This window comes from candidate division KSB1 bacterium (assembly GCA_034521575.1).
In the GTDB taxonomy this organism is placed as follows: domain Bacteria; phylum Zhuqueibacterota; class Zhuqueibacteria; order Residuimicrobiales; family Krinioviventaceae; genus JAXHMJ01.
This window is the reverse complement of sequence record JAXHMJ010000005.1, coordinates 1,531,816-1,548,591: the sequence shown is the minus strand read 5'-3', so window position 1 is coordinate 1,548,591 and position 16,776 is coordinate 1,531,816. Positions and strand designations below refer to the sequence as shown.

Genomic DNA, 16,776 nt, shown 5'->3' with positions numbered 1-16,776 from the left:
TTGAGCGGTTTTTAAAAAAATAAAAAACCTTTTGGGTTTATAATAGTTTGTTATTATTTTAGTTGTGTAACCAATAAAAAGAATAACAACAAAACCCAAAAGGTAGCCATAATATGCAGAAAAAAACCGATACAACGCAACCTAAAATATCAAAAATTGAGATCACAAAAGATAAAATTAGCGGTCGTGGTGGTCTGTTGTTTTTTCTTAGATATATTGACCAAATTCGATTCTATTCTCTATTTGAAAACGTTTTTAGCTTTTTAAAAGGCTCTTCTAAAGGACTGGGATACCGTCAGTTTGTCAAACAGCTTTTTGCTTGGTTTATTGATGGTACGGATATGTCAATCTGTTCTTTTGATCGTCGAAAAAACGATGAAGCCTATGCTGCCGTGCTCGAAAATCGCCCGGAACAAATGGCAACATCCCATCAAATCAAAAGGATGTTTCGCAAGTTCAGTTTTGTTGGGCAAATGATATTTCGGTCTCTTTTGTTGGAGATGTTTATTTGGCGACTTATTATTGAACAACCCAAAGAAGTTATTCTTTTTGGTGACAGCGTAGTTTTCGACAATGACGGCGCTAAAAAGCGTGAAGGCTCAAATGTGACCTATAAAAATAAAAAAGGATTCCAGCCTATGCAAATTAGTTGGGGGCCTTATGTTGTTGATGCGCTGTTCCGAGCCGGAGATGTTCATTGTAATCATGGCAGCGACTTTATAAAGTCAGTGGGGCGTCTGGTCAAAGCTATTCGACGTCGCTATAAAGATGTTCCAATCATTCTGCTAACAGACAGTGGTTTTATGGATGACCAGAACTTTCGGTTCTTTGAACAACGCCTTGGTATTCATTATGTTTGTGCCGGGAAAATATATAACGATATTAAACAATATGTTAACAATCTTAGTTATGATGCTTTTCGTTCTTATAGACAGACATGGACTTTTGTCGAATTTGCTAATCGCCTCAAATCATGGAAGACATTTCGCCGTTGTATTTTTACCTCTCAGAAAGCTGAGGAAAATGGTCAACTCTTATTTGATTTTGCACAACCGGATTCAGTAATCTATACCAATATAGGCCGAAACAGTGAGCTGGATGAAAAACTAATCAATGCTGGTAGTGGCAATTATCTCAAGGCCGAAAAGATTATCGAGTTAAACCACAGTCGAGGTAGAGCTGAATTAGTACACCGATCACAGAAAGAATTTGCTGGAAGAGAACAGTTACCATTTAAGCGTTTCGGTATGAATAGAGTTTTTTACTATTTGATGATCATCAGCCATTTTCTTTTTGAAGCATATAAAAGGGACATCCCCTGTGAAGCAGTACCAGTTACCGCTTACCCCAATACCTTTCGTCGGATCATGATTGATTTTGCAGCCAAAATTGTGACAACAGGCGGAAAAATTATACTAAGGGTAACACAGACAGTCTATGATTCCCTGAAGATTTTAAAATTATGGTCATTCATTGAGGAGTATGAACCCGCATTTGTGACGTAAAACATAATAAAAATTAATCGTATTAAAGAGCTAAACAATGGGAGAAGTATGCCGTTACACTGATAATTCTCTGACTTTAATGAAAAATCAGTTCAAAAAGCAAGGTTGATTGCGTAATAAGAAGTTATTTCAGATGAAAACAAATAGAAAAAGACGGCACCGGCAACATTTTGCGCCGGTTTTATTTGGTGCCCTTATAAATCGATCAATTTAGGTTAGATTTAAAAAATAGTCAAGTAGGGAAAAAAAGAGCTATGATGAGAGTGTGCAATCTGTTCAGCCTGGCTGTGTTGATTTTAATGTTTGCTATCAGTTCCGTTTTTTCCGCAGATCTTGTACGTGTCTTGCCGGTTACAAACAAGATTTTACAGCTCACATTTGATGAAGGTCATATCGATTATTTCACTTCCTATGAAGATCGGTATAACGGTAATAAAATATACTATAGTGCACTTGATGTCGCGGCGGCTATGGATACATCGGGCTATCAAGTATTCGGTCATTCAGAGGCTGGTACAATGCAGCCTGTCACGATCGGCCGCAAGGCCAAAGGCGTGCACTTTAATAATCTTTACGATCAAAATGAGCCTACTCATCTCAAGCATCACTGGGTCTATTTAGAGTTGCCGCAGCCCATGCATGCAGAAAGCACATATACGGTCAGCCTGGATGGATTTGCTGCCAATGTCAACCGCTACACATTGACGTATGATTATAAGACATTGCGTTCTCCGGCCATACATGTCAATCAAATCGGTTATGTCCCGGATGCAACAAAATATGCTTATTTGTCAAATTTTATGGGTGATTTTTCTCACTCGCCGCATGTAAATGGCGCTCTCGACTTGTCCGAATTTGAAGGGAAATCGTTTCACATTATTCGAACTGAGGATCATGAAATTGTTTTCACCGGCATTATCCAGTTTCGGAAATCTAAAGAAACAATCGAATTTAATGCGGAAAAAGGCTTTGAACATGCCAACTCGAGTTTGACGGATGTCTGGCAATGCGATTTCACTGACTTTGATACGCCGGGTCGCTACCGGGTTGCGATTCCGGATATGGGCTGTTCGTATCCGTTTGAAATTGACAGGGATATTTATCGTGAGCCATTTTACGCCACAACGCGCGCCATGTTTTATCAGCGTCAGGGGATTATTCAGGAAATAGAACCGGGATTCAATTATCCGAGAGATCATCGCACCGAGGACGGTATTCGAATGTATTTTTATCCCGAGTTGTCCGACCATGGTGATCCGGATACGTCTACTGCTATGGGACAGATCAAGGGGGTATGGGGCTGGTATCATGACGCCGGTGACTGGGATGGATATCCTTCGCATTATCGCGTCCCTATGACTTTGTTGGCCTTGTATGATTTAAAGCCGGAAAACTTTGCTGATGGAGATATTTCTCAGACCTATAAGGAATCCGCCGCCGGAGACTGGATTCGTGAGGGTGAGAACGGTCTCCCGGATGTGCTGGATGAAGCGATGTGGTTGATCAAGTTTTATAAACGCGCCAAAGACAGTTTAATCGCTTACGGCTATTCGGATGGCGGCGTTCCCGGCTATGTCGGTGTGGATGCCGGTGACGGTGAAAAGCCGTCATGGGCGGACAAACGTCCGCTAGCGCTCAAAGGCGGGGAAATGGTGCTAATGACCTATCGTTACGCGGCCGCCGCCGGCTGGCTGGCCTGCTGTCTTGAACCTGCTGATCCGGATTCAGTTTACAGAGACAGCACGGATTGGCGGGCTGAAGCAATATATGCTTATGACTGGGCTCAAAATCAAGGCCTGGATGCTGAGGATGATGTGAATCAAGCAAAAATGCAAGCAGCTGCCGCCTTGTATCGGTTGACAGCGGACAGTGCGTATCAAGCTGATTTCAGACAAAGTGTGGACCGCAACGATCGGTTTGGAAATTCTTCCTTGTGGTTCAATATCCAGCCCTGGCATTTTGCCGCCACCGTGTTTGCCATGATCCCTGATGATCACCCGAATCTGGACCTGTCCCTCAAGCAGGACTGTATTGATGCCCTGATTCGACGTGCGGATGTGGAAATGGTGAATACGGCGGCAAATCGCGCCTTTCGCTACGGGGTTGATGAAAATATATTGTTTATGCTGGGCACGTTCAGCACGCCCAGAATATTCCTGCCGGCTGCTGCTTATGAATTCACCGGCGAACAGAAATATCTAAATGTCTGTTACAGCACCTGTGATTACACGCTGGGCGGCAACCAGATGGATTTGGTGAAAATATCCGGCGTCGGGGATTATTCGGAGCCGCAGCCGTTTCATATTGATTCCTGGGCACTGATTGATTATAACAGTATGGTGTATACCAATCCTATTTTGCCCGGTTTTGTACCCTATGAGATGCACAGGAGTGGTGACTGGCAGCAGGGCAATCAGGGCAACATCGGCAACGGCTGGAGCTGGGTTGGAGATGAAGACTTTTCACGCAGCACGGCTTATCCGCATATATCAAATTTTCCGGATGCGGAAGCTCGCTTTTACAACCGCAACAGCATTGCCGGAAGCGAATGGACCGTACACCAAACCTTGTGTCAGGCTATTTTTGCTTATGGTTATTTATGCGGCGAACAAAGCGGCGGAACTATTCCAAATCAGCGTCCGACGGTTACATTAAATTTGCAGGCCGGGATCACAGTGCCGGTCGACAGCACGTTGAATCTGACCGTTCAGACGTCAGATGATGTAGAGCGGGTTGAATATTATTTCAGCTGGCATTATATGGGTGAAAGCAGCAACAAAGAGGAGCAGTTTAAATTTGAATGGAATCTGAGCGACTATAACGTGAGTCCGGGCAGTTGGCTGATCACGGTCAAGGCTTTTGATGACAAGGGCAAAATATGCAAACCGGAAGAAGGTGTCAGTTCACGTATCCAACTTGTTGAAAGTAGCAGTTCCGTGGATGATAAAGCCGGATTACCGAAATCTTTTCATATGGGACAGAATTATCCCAACCCGTTCAATCCGAGAACCACAATTGCTTATGAACTTCCCGTGGCCTCGGATGTAGAGCTGTGTGTGTATGATGTGTCCGGCCGAAAAATACAATCGCTTGTCGATAGCTATAAATCGCCCGGACGCTACCGCGCCATTTGGGATACGCAGGAACTGGCATCCGGTGTTTATTTTTATCAGTTGAAAACCGACGAATTTTCTGATATCAAAAAATGTTTATTCGTTAAATGAAAAAGCCCGGAATCGTCCGGGCAAATTTTCGGCGGCTCAAATAACCAAATCCGGTTCTCAAACTTTGTTTGTGAAACGTAAAAGGCGCTGTGCCTGGAGGGCGTGCATCTTTTTTATATTAATCGAGATGCGACAGGGCCGGATGGCCGATACTGTACATATTAAATCCGATTTTAAACATCTCTTCCCGGTCCAGGATATTGCGGCCGTCAAACAGAAATGCGGGCTTTTGCATACTGTCAAAGATTTTTTGATAATTCAGGTGTTTATATTCATCCCACTCTGTCAGGATTGCAATAGCATGCGCATTTTCGGCAGCCCGATAGGGATCTGCTTCAAATTCAATTTCAGTCTGAATGTCCTGCAGGTCAAGTTTGGCGTTCGGAATGGCTTTGGGATCGGTAATGGTCACATTGGTATGTTCTTCAATCAGTCGGCGTGTGATGGTTATGGCCGGGGATTCACGGGTATCTCCGGTATTGGCTTTGAATGCGAACCCAAACAGAGCGATGCGTTTGTTGGCCACGGTGTTGAACAATGCCCGGATCATGGTGCGCACAAACCGGTGTTCCTGATACTCGTTCATCTTGACCACCTGTTCCCAGTAGGCGGCCACGTCATAGAGACCATAGGATTCTGCAATGTAGACCAGATTTAAAATATCTTTTTTGAAACAGCTGCCTCCGAATCCCACGCTGGCGTTCAAAAATTTGCTGCCGATGCGGCTGTCTTTGCCGATGGCCCGCGATACCTCGGTCACGTCTGCTTCGGTTTGTTCACACAGGGCGGATATGGAATTGATCGAAGAAATTCGCTGGGCCAGAAATGCGTTGGCCACGAGCTTGGAAAGCTCGGAACTCCATAAATTGGTTGTCAGGATTCGGTCTCCGGGTACCCAGTTTGCGTATATATCAACAATGTCCTGTCTGGCTTTTCTGCCTGTTTCGGTTTCCCGGCCTCCGATGAGGACGCGGTCCGGGTTTCTTAGGTCCTGGATCGCAGTGCCTTCGGCCAGAAATTCAGGATTGGATACGATTTCGAAATGAATGCCCTTGTCATTGGCGCGCAGAATCCGTTCCATCGCCGCTGCTGTACGCACGGGCAGCGTGCTCTTTTCGACGATGACTTTGTCTGATTCGGATGCGTGCATAATATCGCGGGCTGTTTTTTCCCAGTATTGCAGGTCCGCACTTTTTCCCGCTCCTTCTCCAAAAGTTTTTGTGGGTGTGTTGACCGATACAAAAATAATATCAGCTTCTTTGATATTATTCGTAATGTCAGTGGAAAAAAACAGATTGCGGTCGCGCGCCTGTTTAACGACATCCAGCAAACCGGGTTCATAGATCGGCAAGTCCTCCGACTGCCAGGCTTTAATTTTATCCGGATTGATATCTACAACTGTGACTTTGTACTGCGGGCATTTTGCCGCGATCATTGCCATGGTGGGGCCGCCCACATAACCCGCGCCTATACAGAGTATCTTTTTTTCGAATGTTGCGGCGGACATAATATCTTCCTCCTGTCATATTTTGTATTCGGAGTGTTTAAATATTCTTCTTATCTCTGATTCAAAAAACAAGACCCTAATATCGTAAACTTGATACTAAATTCCAACAGATTCTTGAATCTCTTGGAAAATACTGTTTGACCTTTTCTTCAATATAATGTATTTTATATTATTATTAATCGTTTTTCACAGTCAAGAGGAGGTGGGTATGGGATTGAATTTTGACGCATTGAAGAAAATAAATGAAGGAAAAACCAAAGTTATCTATGAAAATCCGGATGATGCATCCAGCGTGTATATGGTGTTCAAGGATGACATTACGGCGGGCGATGGTGTCAAGCACGATGTCATTGAAGGCAAGGCTCAGGTGGATTGGCAGACGAACAAGGATATTTTCGAGTATCTTAATCGAAAGGGAATCCGTACTCACTATATTGACAGCCCTCAAAATAGAGTGAGTCTGGTGAAAAAACTGGATCGCAAGATCGATCTGGAAGTCGTTACCCGCCGTGTGGCTGCCGGGTCTATTCTCAAATGGAACAATAAAGTTAAAGAAGGCGACCGCTTTGATCCGCTGATCACGCAATTTCACTACAAAGATGACTCTCTGCACGATCCCATGCTGGATGCGGTTTTTGTGGATTACATCATCAAAGCGAAAAACGGAACAGAATTTCTTCAGATGCAGGACATTAATGACCAGGTGTTCAAGGTGCTTGAAGATGCGTTTGCACGTGTCGGGGTCCAGCTTGTCGATTTTAAACTGGAATACGGGATCATTGACGGCGCTGTCACTTTGATCGATGAAATAACCGGCGGATCGTTTCGATTGTGGCCGTTTGCAAGCGAGACTCCCGATTTGCAAAAAACGAATGTTCTGTCTGAATTGAACCCCGCCGGCCGGCTGGACAAGGATAATTACCGAATGGGAGGGGATTTACAGGATGTTCAGGATAAATTTCAGGCTATTGCTCAATTAACGCAAAAATTTGTTGAATTTTAGGCTGTTATTTCAGACGCTGTTCGTCATTTAGGGTGTCAGCAGCGTCTGAAAATTAACATAAACCTCTCCGTCCAGCTCCAGATAAAGTGTTTTGTTCTGCAATTCAAACCGCTGTATGGTGCAATTTGAATTCATGTGCAATTCGGCGAGCATATCATTCACATCGACTGTGATTTGCGTCTCGGAATGTTTAATAAGGCGTGAATTCAGTTTTCTGAGCAATTTATCCAAAAGCAAATGCATAACCGCTTTTGTGATTTTCCCGGGATTTGCTTTTTCTCCGATCTGGAATATCAAAACAGAGTTTCGAAAAAAGGGGTAAAAAGACACGCGAAAGGGGATGGAAACCAGTTTCTTAATCTGACCGCTCAAAATGAATCGATTTTCGGTCAATTCCAGATTTAATTTCTGTAATGCCGGAAATTGCGGCTGAATGCGCCGAACGGTTTCATTGAGTTCAGTTTCGGATAATGAAATATGAAAGGAACCAAGCTCCATAGCAACCCGTTGTTTATTCAAACAGAACTTTAATATCTTGGGCAGTCAGGGATTTAAAAAAGGTCGTGTCTGTGGTGATCAGGTCGGAAACCAGTTTCTTTTTACGCGCCTGTAGATTCAGCATTTTTTCTTCAACCGAGTTTTTGGTGATCAGTCTGTAAACAAACACCCGGTTTTTTTGTCCGATCCGGTGCGCTCTGTCTGTGGCCTGGACCTCGACCGCGGGATTCCACCAGGGATCGTAATGAATGACATAATCCGCTGCTGTCAGATTCAAGCCGACTCCCCCGGCTTTTAAGCTGATGAGGAAAATTTTTACATTTTTATCAGTCTGAAAACGATCCACCACCTGTTTGCGATTGCTGGTATGTCCATCCAGATATGCATAAGGAATATTCAAATGATCCAGACGTTTGCGTAAAAGACGCAGCATTTTGACAAATTGAGAGAACAACAGTATTTTGTGATTTTCTGAAAGAATCTCTTCAATAATTTCCATCAAATATTCCAGTTTGCCCGAATCTTCTTCCACTGACGGTTCCACAAGCTGCGGGTGACAGGCGATTTGTCGGAGTTTCACCAGACCTTCCAAAACATTCATGTGTGCCTTTTCCAGTCCGTCTGCTTCTATTTTGTTGAGGATCAAGGCCCTGTAATGATTTTTCCAGCGGGCATAGAGTTTCTCCTGCTCCGGATTCATGGCGCAATAATAGGTCTGTTCCGATTTCGGCGGTAATTCCCGAGCCACACTTTCCTTGGTTCGCCGTAAAATGAATGGATAAATGATATCCCGCAGCAGAACGGTGGGCGATTCTTTTTTGTCTTTTTCAATGGGAACGGTAAATTCGCGTTTATAAAAGGAAAGGTCTCCCAGTAATCCGGGGTTTAGAAATGAAAATTGCGACCACAGCTCTATGGTATTGTTTTCAACAGGTGTGCCGGTCAGGACCAGCCTGTTTTGACCGTTCAACAGTCGGCTGGCCTTGGCGGTCTGGGACATTGGGTTTTTGATTTTTTGCGACTCGTCAAGAATGATATAGTGAAACCGGAATTCGCGGAGAAAGGCAATATCACGGCGCATAATACCATAGGTTGTCAGAACGATATCATAATCATTAAAAATCTCTGTGGAGCGTCCGCGTTTAAGACCGGTGTGAGTTAAAATACTCAAAGCCGGTGTGAATTTCTGGCATTCGGCTTCCCAGTTAAAGACGACGGACGTGGGGCATACGATCAAACTCGGGATATGGCTGCCATGCTGTTTTTCATTTAAAAGCAAAGCCAGGGTTTGCAAAGTTTTCCCCAGTCCCATATCATCGGCCAGACAGCCGCCGAATGAATAGGATTTGAGAAAATACAGCCAGTCATATCCGGCTTTTTGATAGGGCCGCATCACAGCACGCAGGCTTTTCGGTAATTCTTTGTGTTCAACGCCCTGAAAGTTGTGCAGTTTATTCAGACTTTGACGGTAATGCGCATCTGTCTGCATTCGGGCTTCTTTCTCGAACAACGCATCAATCAAGGTGACATGAAATTCCTTAACCCTGATTTTTTCCTGATCCAGCTGTGAAAAATGAAAGAGATGCCGAAAACGCTGGAACCAGTCGTCCGGTAGTTGGGCCAGAGATTTATCCGCAAGTTTGACATACCGGGTATTTTGCCGAATGGCTTTGGCCAGTTCCGGGATCGGTAATGTAACACCGTCGATTTTGATGTCAAGATTGAGATCAAACCAGTCGATTTGTGAATTAACGGCAATGCGGACACTTGGACTGCCGAACCGGAATTTGTAACGTTTCAGGCGTTCACGACCGGTTATTTCAAAGTCCTGTTTTGACAAAGCCGGCACCGCATTGAACAACCAATCAAGCGCTCTGGAATCACCAATGCGGAACGATCCGTTTTTTCTATGCCGAATACCTGTGTCGGTAAGTTGCTGCACCGCCTGATTTTCCTGTTCAGGATTTCTAATAATTTTTACCATACCATCGGTGTCCTGTCGGTACAGCACGGTTTCAGGGTTGGAGTAATTAATCGTATGATGATCATACTTTAGTTCCAATGAACATTCTAATGAATACGCACTTTCTTTTAATAAAATGCGTTTGCGGTTGAAGGATTGGATGACCCGCATGACCAACGAATCCGGAAGCTGCAAATAAGTTGTTTTGCTGATCGTCCCGTACATTTTTTCCAAAAAGCTTAAAAATTCCCGGCGGGGAATGCTGAGCTCGAATTTCTTTTTGGTGAACGGCAGAAACAACGATGCATTTTGCTGATTCCTGACTTTGTAGAGCGAGTTGTTCCTGAAAAGCCAGAGCGGTTCTTCAGTCAGTTATCCGGAACTCGGGTGACAAACGTTCTTTTTTTTCAAGGTGAACCCAGGGTTCGATACGATATTCTTTCTCGCCTTCCCGGACCTGTAGTTCGAGTCTGGCGGTTTCTTCTTCAATCGTGATTGGGATGAGTTCGTCGTTTTCATTATCTATAAAGAGGGCGCTGTCTCTCAGCAAGTCAAATAGTGGGCCCAGGCGGCTTCCGTACTTGTAATGATACAGGTGTCCGGAGGAAAAATGCGCGTGTCCGAAATATCGCTGGTGATAAAACGATTTGTGTTGTACATCGCTGTGCTGCAGAAAAGATACGATAATGGGATCATTTTCCGAATAGATGAGATCTTTGCTGGTTAGATTAAATTCACCGATATTGGAAAGACGTCCCAATGTGCCGTCTTTTTTAATATAAGCCTTTTTAGGGGTTATTGACCATGATTCGGCCGTTAAGGTCAAAATATAGATTACTTTGAATCGTTGAAAAGTCCGGCTCGAGGCTTCCACGGGCGGTGCAGGAGTTTCCAGCGCTTTGGCAAAAAACGGCTTCCAGCCGGGATGTGCTTGTTTGTGTTTAAGCTGTTCACCATGCTCCAGGTACCATTCGTGAGCTTTGAGCATGCAGGCCACAACGTGTTTACAGGTGGTCCAGTAGGGACAGGTACAGCTCGAATAAAGTGTTTCGCCAATTTGCTGAACAGAGACATGATAAGACGCACGGGTATCAACCTGTGCGTCGAATTTATCCAGGGTGATATCCTTGAGCTTGACACGATCCTGGCTGAAAAGCTTCTCACCGCGTGCGAATATCTCGGAACCGGCTTCTTTTAGAATTCTGTCTCTTGTAAGGTCCATGTTGTTTTTCGTAAATTTAATATTAACATTTATAATAGCTTATGTATTGTTAAAAGTCAAGCTTTTTTTCGACAGTGTTCAGCAATTAAAAGTGCGGACGCTGTTTTTACAGGGGGTTTTCGTTTATGATAGGTGTAACGCATTTTGGCAACAATACTTTCCAGAAAAAATATGTCGAATTGATAATGAAATGACGGATCGAAATAGCAGTTCAAATCACATCCCTGACAGACGGATAATCTGCCTTGATTCTTTTGATAGTATTTCCATTCCGGCTGCTGTCTCAGTGCCGCCAGCGGTCCGGTGATGGGAAGAGCGGTTTGGGCATAATGAAAACAGGGCAGGAGCAGTTTATTGTCCGGAGATATCACAACTGCGGCGTCCATGACGCGGCAGCGGGGTGACTGAATTTGATTTCCACCATTGCGGCGCAGGTGGTGAAAGGCTTTGTTGACATAAATAAACGGGGAGGCGGCATAGCGTTCGAGCTTTGCAAGGTGTTCGGGCTCTAGTTTAGAGCGTGTAAAAACCGGGTTGAGGATCAGAACGAGCCGCAGTTGCTGCGCAAACCGGACCATGGCATCAAGTTGTCCGATAGTTTGTGGTGTAACTGTATATAAAATATCCGGCTGTTCTCCCAAACGAACCGCTGTGTCCAGGCTTTGCATAACCCGGTCGTACACAGGACGTCCCCGGATGCTGTTGTGCTGTGCCGGATCGAGCGAGTCCAGAGAAATATGAAAAAAATTGATTAACCCCTTTAGTTCCTCTGCCCGTTCCGGATAGAGCAGTGCATTGGTGGTTACGCTGGTTCTATATCCCAGATGTTGCGCTTGTTCCAGCATGTCAGGCAATTGAGGGTGCAGCAGTGGTTCACCGCCGGTGAAATCAACAAACGGTATATGCATATCGCGTCCATGGCGCAGATTTTGGACAATATCAGAATAATCGGCATCAACCGGTTTTTGGATATCACAAAACGTACACTGACAATTGCAGCGAAGTGTGATATAATAATGTAAGAGCAACGGTGGGATCATACGCGAACCTGACGCTTATTCCGGGTGCGATAGGTAAGGCCTTTCCAGACAACAGTGCGGTCAAAGAATAGAAAGAACGGCAGTAAGCTCGAGTAAGCAAAGTAGTAAAATTGAAAAAATACAAAGTGTATCAAGTTGAATGAATACTGCAAATACCGTGATGTTTTATAAATCAGGGCATAATCAATGCAGATCATAATGAAAATACAAAGCAGAAAAAGGGAGAACGGACTTTTAAACACGGAGACAAGCACTCCCAGGTGTGCCAGAAAGCTCAAAATCATGATCATCAGACCGAGGGGGCGCATTTGCGGAATTCCGCAGGCCCAGCGTTTGCGTTGATTGTACCAGTCCCGCAGGGTTTGAGGGGGCCTGCTTTGAACTGCAGTTTGGGGAGAGGGACAAAAGCAGCTTTTCCATCGGGTTTGTTTGTCCAGCGCTGCAATTAATGCAAAATCCTCCACCAGACTGTCATCCAGGGCTGCATAACCGCCTATGCTGTCGTACGCCTCTCTTCGGACAGCGATATTGTTACCCACCCAGCTGGTGGGTTTGTCAAGGGCTGAAGTTGAGGATGCGACGCTGAGCAGATATAAAAGATCTATATTTTGCATCTTTTGAAAAACAGCGAGACGGGGCGGCGCCAGAGTAAATCCTCCCGCGATACCGGTTTGAGCGTCAAAAGCTGAGAGCAAACCTTTGATCCAGGTTGGGGGGACGGAACAGTCGGCGTCCGTTATAAATATAAACTCTCCGCTGCTTTTTTCGATTCCTTTCATGATGGCGCCCGCCTTGCCGGATTTTGTTTTTTCAAGAGGATCCAGTCGTAAACAGGATATTTTATTGTTTTTGCACACAAATGCCTGAATGATGTCAAACGAGTTATCCTGAGATCCATCATCGACCATGATAATTTCAAGTTTGTCTGATGGGTAATCCAGTTTGGTCAATGAATTCAAGCTGGTTTGCAGGGTTTTTGCTTCATTTTTACATGCAACAATGACCGATACTGAAGGAAGAACGGATAGAGGATAGCGGATTTTTCTGATAGACCCGAACATAAACAGTCCGAAACACATATACAGCAATGCCAATACGAGGGCAATCATAAATTGTCCTCAACTTTTACGAGCTGCATGCGCACCGGTTTATCGGTGTTTTCAAACGCGATCATGGTGGGTACGCTCTGAGGCGATGGACCCAGTTTGATGTGCAGACAGGCGTTTTCTCTGGAAACATTATTGGTGAAAAGGTCAGAGTTCCAGGAGCGGTTTTTGGTGTCATTGAGTGGTTTGAACGTTAACAGGATATCCCGTTCCGGCTTGATGATAGAATCGTACTCTTGAACGGCGGCGGTTGTTGTTCCGCTGACCTGCCAGCATTCGCTTTCAATATCCGCGACAAATGAAAACGAATCTCCCAAATCGGGATCGTAGAGTCGCACATAATAAACCATGCCGAGAAGGGACCGACAAGCGGGATCGATCTCCCAGCGTTTACCATTATTTGTGACAGCATAATGCTGTTGTCTGTTATAGTGAATAATCCAGTCCTGATCGATATTTTTTTGTCTGATCCGTTTTTCCATTTTGTAAAGTTCAAGGGACGGAGACCAGTAAACTCGATATAGGTTTTCAAGGGGAAATAACAGGTAAAATATGGAGCGGGTGTTCGCATACCAGCTTATCAAAAACGTGTCCGGATTTTGTTGGCTGAATAAAAGCTGCGAATCAGCAACATGCAGACCTTTGTAGATCATATGATAGGTCAGGCATTCATCAATGATAGTGTCCGGGGTCATCTGCGACTGCAACCGGGTACCCGTCAATAGAATGATAGTCAGAGTAAATAATACAGCTGGTTTCATGGGCAATATCCTGAATCCGCCGAGTGCACGCGTTCTTTCCATTTGAAACGCCCGAACGTCCCCAAAAGTCCAACGTAAATGATATAGGGTATCTGGGCAAAAAACCAGAGACTGAAATACGGCAGCAGGTCTCTCCGGTTGAAAAATTTTACACTTTTCATGGCCAGCGCTCCTTCAAAGATAAAGCGCGAGGCCAGACAGGCCAATGTGACCGGGATACTTGACGGCAACAACAGGCTCAGGGGTAACGCGATAAGCAGCATGAGGTTAAAGATATAAACAAGCAACAGGTAGATGAAAAATAAAAAATTCAATTGAATTTGATACGATCCGTTGGAGGCCCAGCGGATTCGTTGGTTGAGCAGGGCTGCGAGGGTGGGCTGCGGGTGCGAGAACACAAAGGTATCCGGATGCGATGCGAATGCGATTTTATGGTTTGTATACTTTCGGATCAGGTTCAGCAGCAGAACGTCATCTCCGGAAATCCGATGCTTAACCCGGGAATATCCTCCAATTTTATGGAAAACAGATTTGCGGTATCCCATATTTTGTCCGCTGGCAGCGAGTGGATATCCGAGGTTGGCTGTGCCTGCGGCGGCTCCCATCATTTCTAAAAAATCAAACGATTGGAGGTGTTCTATCAGATTGTATGTTTTGTCAGGACGGGTCAGTTGCGAGAATCCTATGACAAAGGCGGTCTCCGGTGCAAAGTATCGAACCATGCCCCGGATCCAGTCCGGTGCGAGTCGACAATCCGCGTCTGTCGTTAAAATAATATCACCTTTGGATTCCTTTACAGCTTGTTCCAGTGCGTATTTTTTGGGACTGAAATCTTCCGGAACGTTCTCAAGTCGGATACAGCGGATGTTGTCATGGGCCTGTTCAAAAGATTTTACAATTTCGCAGGTACGGTCTGTTGAACAATCATCCACCACTGTTATATCGTAAAGCTCTTGCGGGTAATTCTGATTGAGCAAGTCATTCAACACATGACTGATATATGATTCTTCATTACGGGCGGCAATGATCACAGATACCCGTAATTTTTCCGGATTGTGCGCCGGTCTGTTCCGGTACAATCCTGTTAGAAATAAAAGAATCATTAAACAGTATAGAACAGTTAACAGGATAAAAATATGTGCAAAAAGCATACAATGTCCCGAGATTACAAATCAAACAACTTGGTTCGTTGCTTTATGATGTAACATTTCTGGTGATCTACAGCCGGACAGAGCGCGAAACGGATTTAATAATTAAATGATAGTTGAAAACAGGCTGTCTGATCTGTCGCTGTTTTACCGGGTTTCAGATTCGCGTCATTGATATGGATATATGTATAGGAAGCGGATACAAAAATATCCCGCCGGATTTGATTTTGTATTTTTACACCAATTTTGTGCCGGGTTTCAAAGCGACCGTCCAGGAAATTCTTCTCTTCTCCTTGTTCAGGCCGTGAGTGTGTATCCGGATAACCGTCCGCTTGCCTGATTTTTTCATAAAAGGTACTGACAGAAAAATCACGATGCAGATATGATTGCATGCCAAGGTAGGCAGAGTCCGAGTCAGGACCCAGCGGGTGCCCGATGATTTTGTCGTAGTGGGTATAGATATTGATCGAATCTTTGTGCGCATACACGAATGGATCAATTCGGGTGTATTCTGCTTTGAGATTCAGGTTTTCAATACCCAGGGGATCAGTCCATAAGAATCCGAAATTGAACGCGAATTTATTCCCGAAATAGTTTTGCCAAAGTTCAAGTACGGTCATATCATCAATAAACCACTGACCGTACAGAGTTAATTGGGGAAAGCGGGTAATAGTGGCATCCAGAAACAGGGCGTTGTTGTCTTTGTCTCCCAGATGATGCTCTGCGAATATGATAGAGCATGATGGGATTTAGATAACTGGGCTCCGGGCCTCGTCCACCGTAGACAACGGATTCGCCGGCGCCTGCGTAAATACCTTTGGCTATTTTTAAATCAAGGCGATGTGATGTCAGATGTTTTGCGCCTAAATCGTTTCTCAGCCAGGCATGAACGCTGGTGAATTTAAACCTGTTCCACCGGCTGGTCAGTTTGATCTGATCGGCGGGAGGCATATTATAACTGATTGCCGTATTATAGCGCAGCGAAGGCCCCCAATTGAGTTCATCGCGTCCTGCCTGGAATCTTAACCAGGATGTTCCGCCTGCGACATATGCCAGGGCGCGGTCGCGAACGGCATTCTCCCCGGTGGTCACAACCGGATCTCCTTCGGATGCCTTAAACCGGCTGTCGATATTTTCTCCCCGGCTTACTTCAAACCGGGATTCCGTGTAAAAATTAATGACAGAACCGAGATGCCCGCGTATTCGCGCTCCCACCGATGTACGGGACAATAACTCCGGTTCCGGCAGTGAGTGTTTTCGATGGGTGATGATTTTCTGCGAACCGGTGAGATCAGTAACAAGATTTCCCGCAGGCTCGGACAGGGTGAAAAAATGCGGCTCATCCGCATCAGCGTGTTTTGTAAACTCTGGGGATAACTCTTGTCGGAAATCGCCCAGGAACCGCTGCAGTCGCTGTCTGTCCACGCGTGTCAATGCATTGGGTTCAGAGGTGGCTAACTCGACTGTCCGGCTGAGTAGTTCCGCAATCACCCATCGAGGCAATGGAAGGGTTCGGAGTTCATAACTGTCTATTAGCCCTTTTGCTTCCATACGGGACAAGAATGAATAAACTTGATGATCAGACGGGACGTTGACATGCTGTGAAAAAGACAGACGCAGGATACCGGTGATAAAGAAAACAAGAGTTATAAATTGTTTCAAATTCATAAGATTATGAAATTTAGTCAATGGTGGCTATCATTAAAACATTACAAAATATATTCACAAAATATGTCTTTTCAAAAGGTTTTATTATTTTGATTTACTTTAAAATATTGTAAATTAAAGATTCATATCAA

Annotated in this window: 13 protein-coding genes; 3 read left to right on the top strand and 10 right to left on the bottom strand. The window is 44.7% G+C overall.

Annotation, left to right across the window (positions count from 1 at the left end; genetic code table 11):
* Positions 1 to 113: 113 nt before the first annotated feature.
* Together U5R06_19965 and U5R06_19960 are read left to right on the top strand one after the other, a co-directional pair.
* On the top strand, positions 114 to 1,505 hold the full coding sequence (locus U5R06_19965) for an IS1380 family transposase (protein ID MDZ7725022.1): 1,392 nt from the start codon (positions 114 to 116) through the stop codon (positions 1,503 to 1,505).
* 254 nt (positions 1,506 to 1,759) lie between these two features.
* Complete coding sequence (locus U5R06_19960; GenBank protein ID MDZ7725021.1) at positions 1,760 to 4,729, top strand: glycoside hydrolase family 9 protein; 2,970 nt, start codon at positions 1,760 to 1,762, stop codon at positions 4,727 to 4,729.
* A gap of 118 nt (positions 4,730 to 4,847) precedes the next feature.
* Here the strand turns inward: U5R06_19960 and U5R06_19955 are convergent, their stop codons facing one another.
* Positions 4,848 to 6,236 (bottom strand): UDP-glucose 6-dehydrogenase, encoded by a 1,389-nt coding sequence (locus tag U5R06_19955; protein MDZ7725020.1) that lies wholly within the window; start codon positions 6,234 to 6,236, stop codon positions 4,848 to 4,850.
* A gap of 208 nt (positions 6,237 to 6,444) precedes the next feature.
* On the opposite strand from U5R06_19955, the gene U5R06_19950 reads away from it, so the two are divergent.
* Positions 6,445 to 7,239, top strand: coding sequence for a phosphoribosylaminoimidazolesuccinocarboxamide synthase (locus U5R06_19950; protein MDZ7725019.1), 795 nt, complete (start codon positions 6,445 to 6,447; stop codon positions 7,237 to 7,239).
* 27 nt (positions 7,240 to 7,266) lie between these two features.
* Here U5R06_19950 and U5R06_19945 read toward each other — a convergent pair whose 3' ends face one another.
* The 9 genes from U5R06_19945 to U5R06_19905 form a co-directional block, all read right to left on the bottom strand.
* The gene (locus U5R06_19945) at positions 7,267 to 7,758 is read right to left on the bottom strand and encodes a hypothetical protein (GenBank protein ID MDZ7725018.1); all 492 of its coding nucleotides are present in this window, start codon (positions 7,756 to 7,758) and stop codon (positions 7,267 to 7,269) included.
* Positions 7,751 to 10,072 (bottom strand): DEAD/DEAH box helicase, encoded by a 2,322-nt coding sequence (locus U5R06_19940; GenBank protein MDZ7725017.1) that lies wholly within the window; start codon positions 10,070 to 10,072, stop codon positions 7,751 to 7,753. The genes U5R06_19945 and U5R06_19940 overlap by 8 nt, the downstream gene beginning before the upstream one ends.
* A complete protein-coding gene (locus U5R06_19935; protein MDZ7725016.1) occupies positions 10,065 to 10,922 on the bottom strand; it encodes a hypothetical protein in 858 nt (285 codons plus the stop codon). The genes U5R06_19940 and U5R06_19935 overlap by 8 nt, the downstream gene beginning before the upstream one ends.
* 56 nt (positions 10,923 to 10,978) lie before the next feature.
* Positions 10,979 to 11,962, bottom strand: coding sequence for a radical SAM protein (locus tag U5R06_19930; protein MDZ7725015.1), 984 nt, complete (start codon positions 11,960 to 11,962; stop codon positions 10,979 to 10,981).
* Positions 11,959 to 13,071, bottom strand: a complete 1,113-nt coding sequence (locus tag U5R06_19925; protein ID MDZ7725014.1) for a glycosyltransferase — start codon at positions 13,069 to 13,071, stop codon at positions 11,959 to 11,961. The genes U5R06_19930 and U5R06_19925 overlap by 4 nt, the downstream gene beginning before the upstream one ends.
* The gene (locus U5R06_19920; protein MDZ7725013.1) at positions 13,068 to 13,829 is read right to left on the bottom strand and encodes a hypothetical protein; all 762 of its coding nucleotides are present in this window, start codon (positions 13,827 to 13,829) and stop codon (positions 13,068 to 13,070) included. Before U5R06_19920 ends, U5R06_19925 begins: the two co-directional genes overlap by 4 nt.
* Complete coding sequence (locus U5R06_19915) at positions 13,826 to 14,980, bottom strand: glycosyltransferase (GenBank protein ID MDZ7725012.1); 1,155 nt, start codon at positions 14,978 to 14,980, stop codon at positions 13,826 to 13,828. The genes U5R06_19920 and U5R06_19915 overlap by 4 nt, the downstream gene beginning before the upstream one ends.
* 95 nt (positions 14,981 to 15,075) lie before the next feature.
* Complete coding sequence (locus U5R06_19910; GenBank protein ID MDZ7725011.1) at positions 15,076 to 15,597, bottom strand: capsule assembly Wzi family protein; 522 nt, start codon at positions 15,595 to 15,597, stop codon at positions 15,076 to 15,078.
* A 4-nt stretch (positions 15,598 to 15,601) separates the two neighbouring features.
* Positions 15,602 to 16,666, bottom strand: coding sequence for a hypothetical protein (locus tag U5R06_19905; protein ID MDZ7725010.1), 1,065 nt, complete (start codon positions 16,664 to 16,666; stop codon positions 15,602 to 15,604).
* Positions 16,667 to 16,776 lie beyond the last annotated feature (110 nt).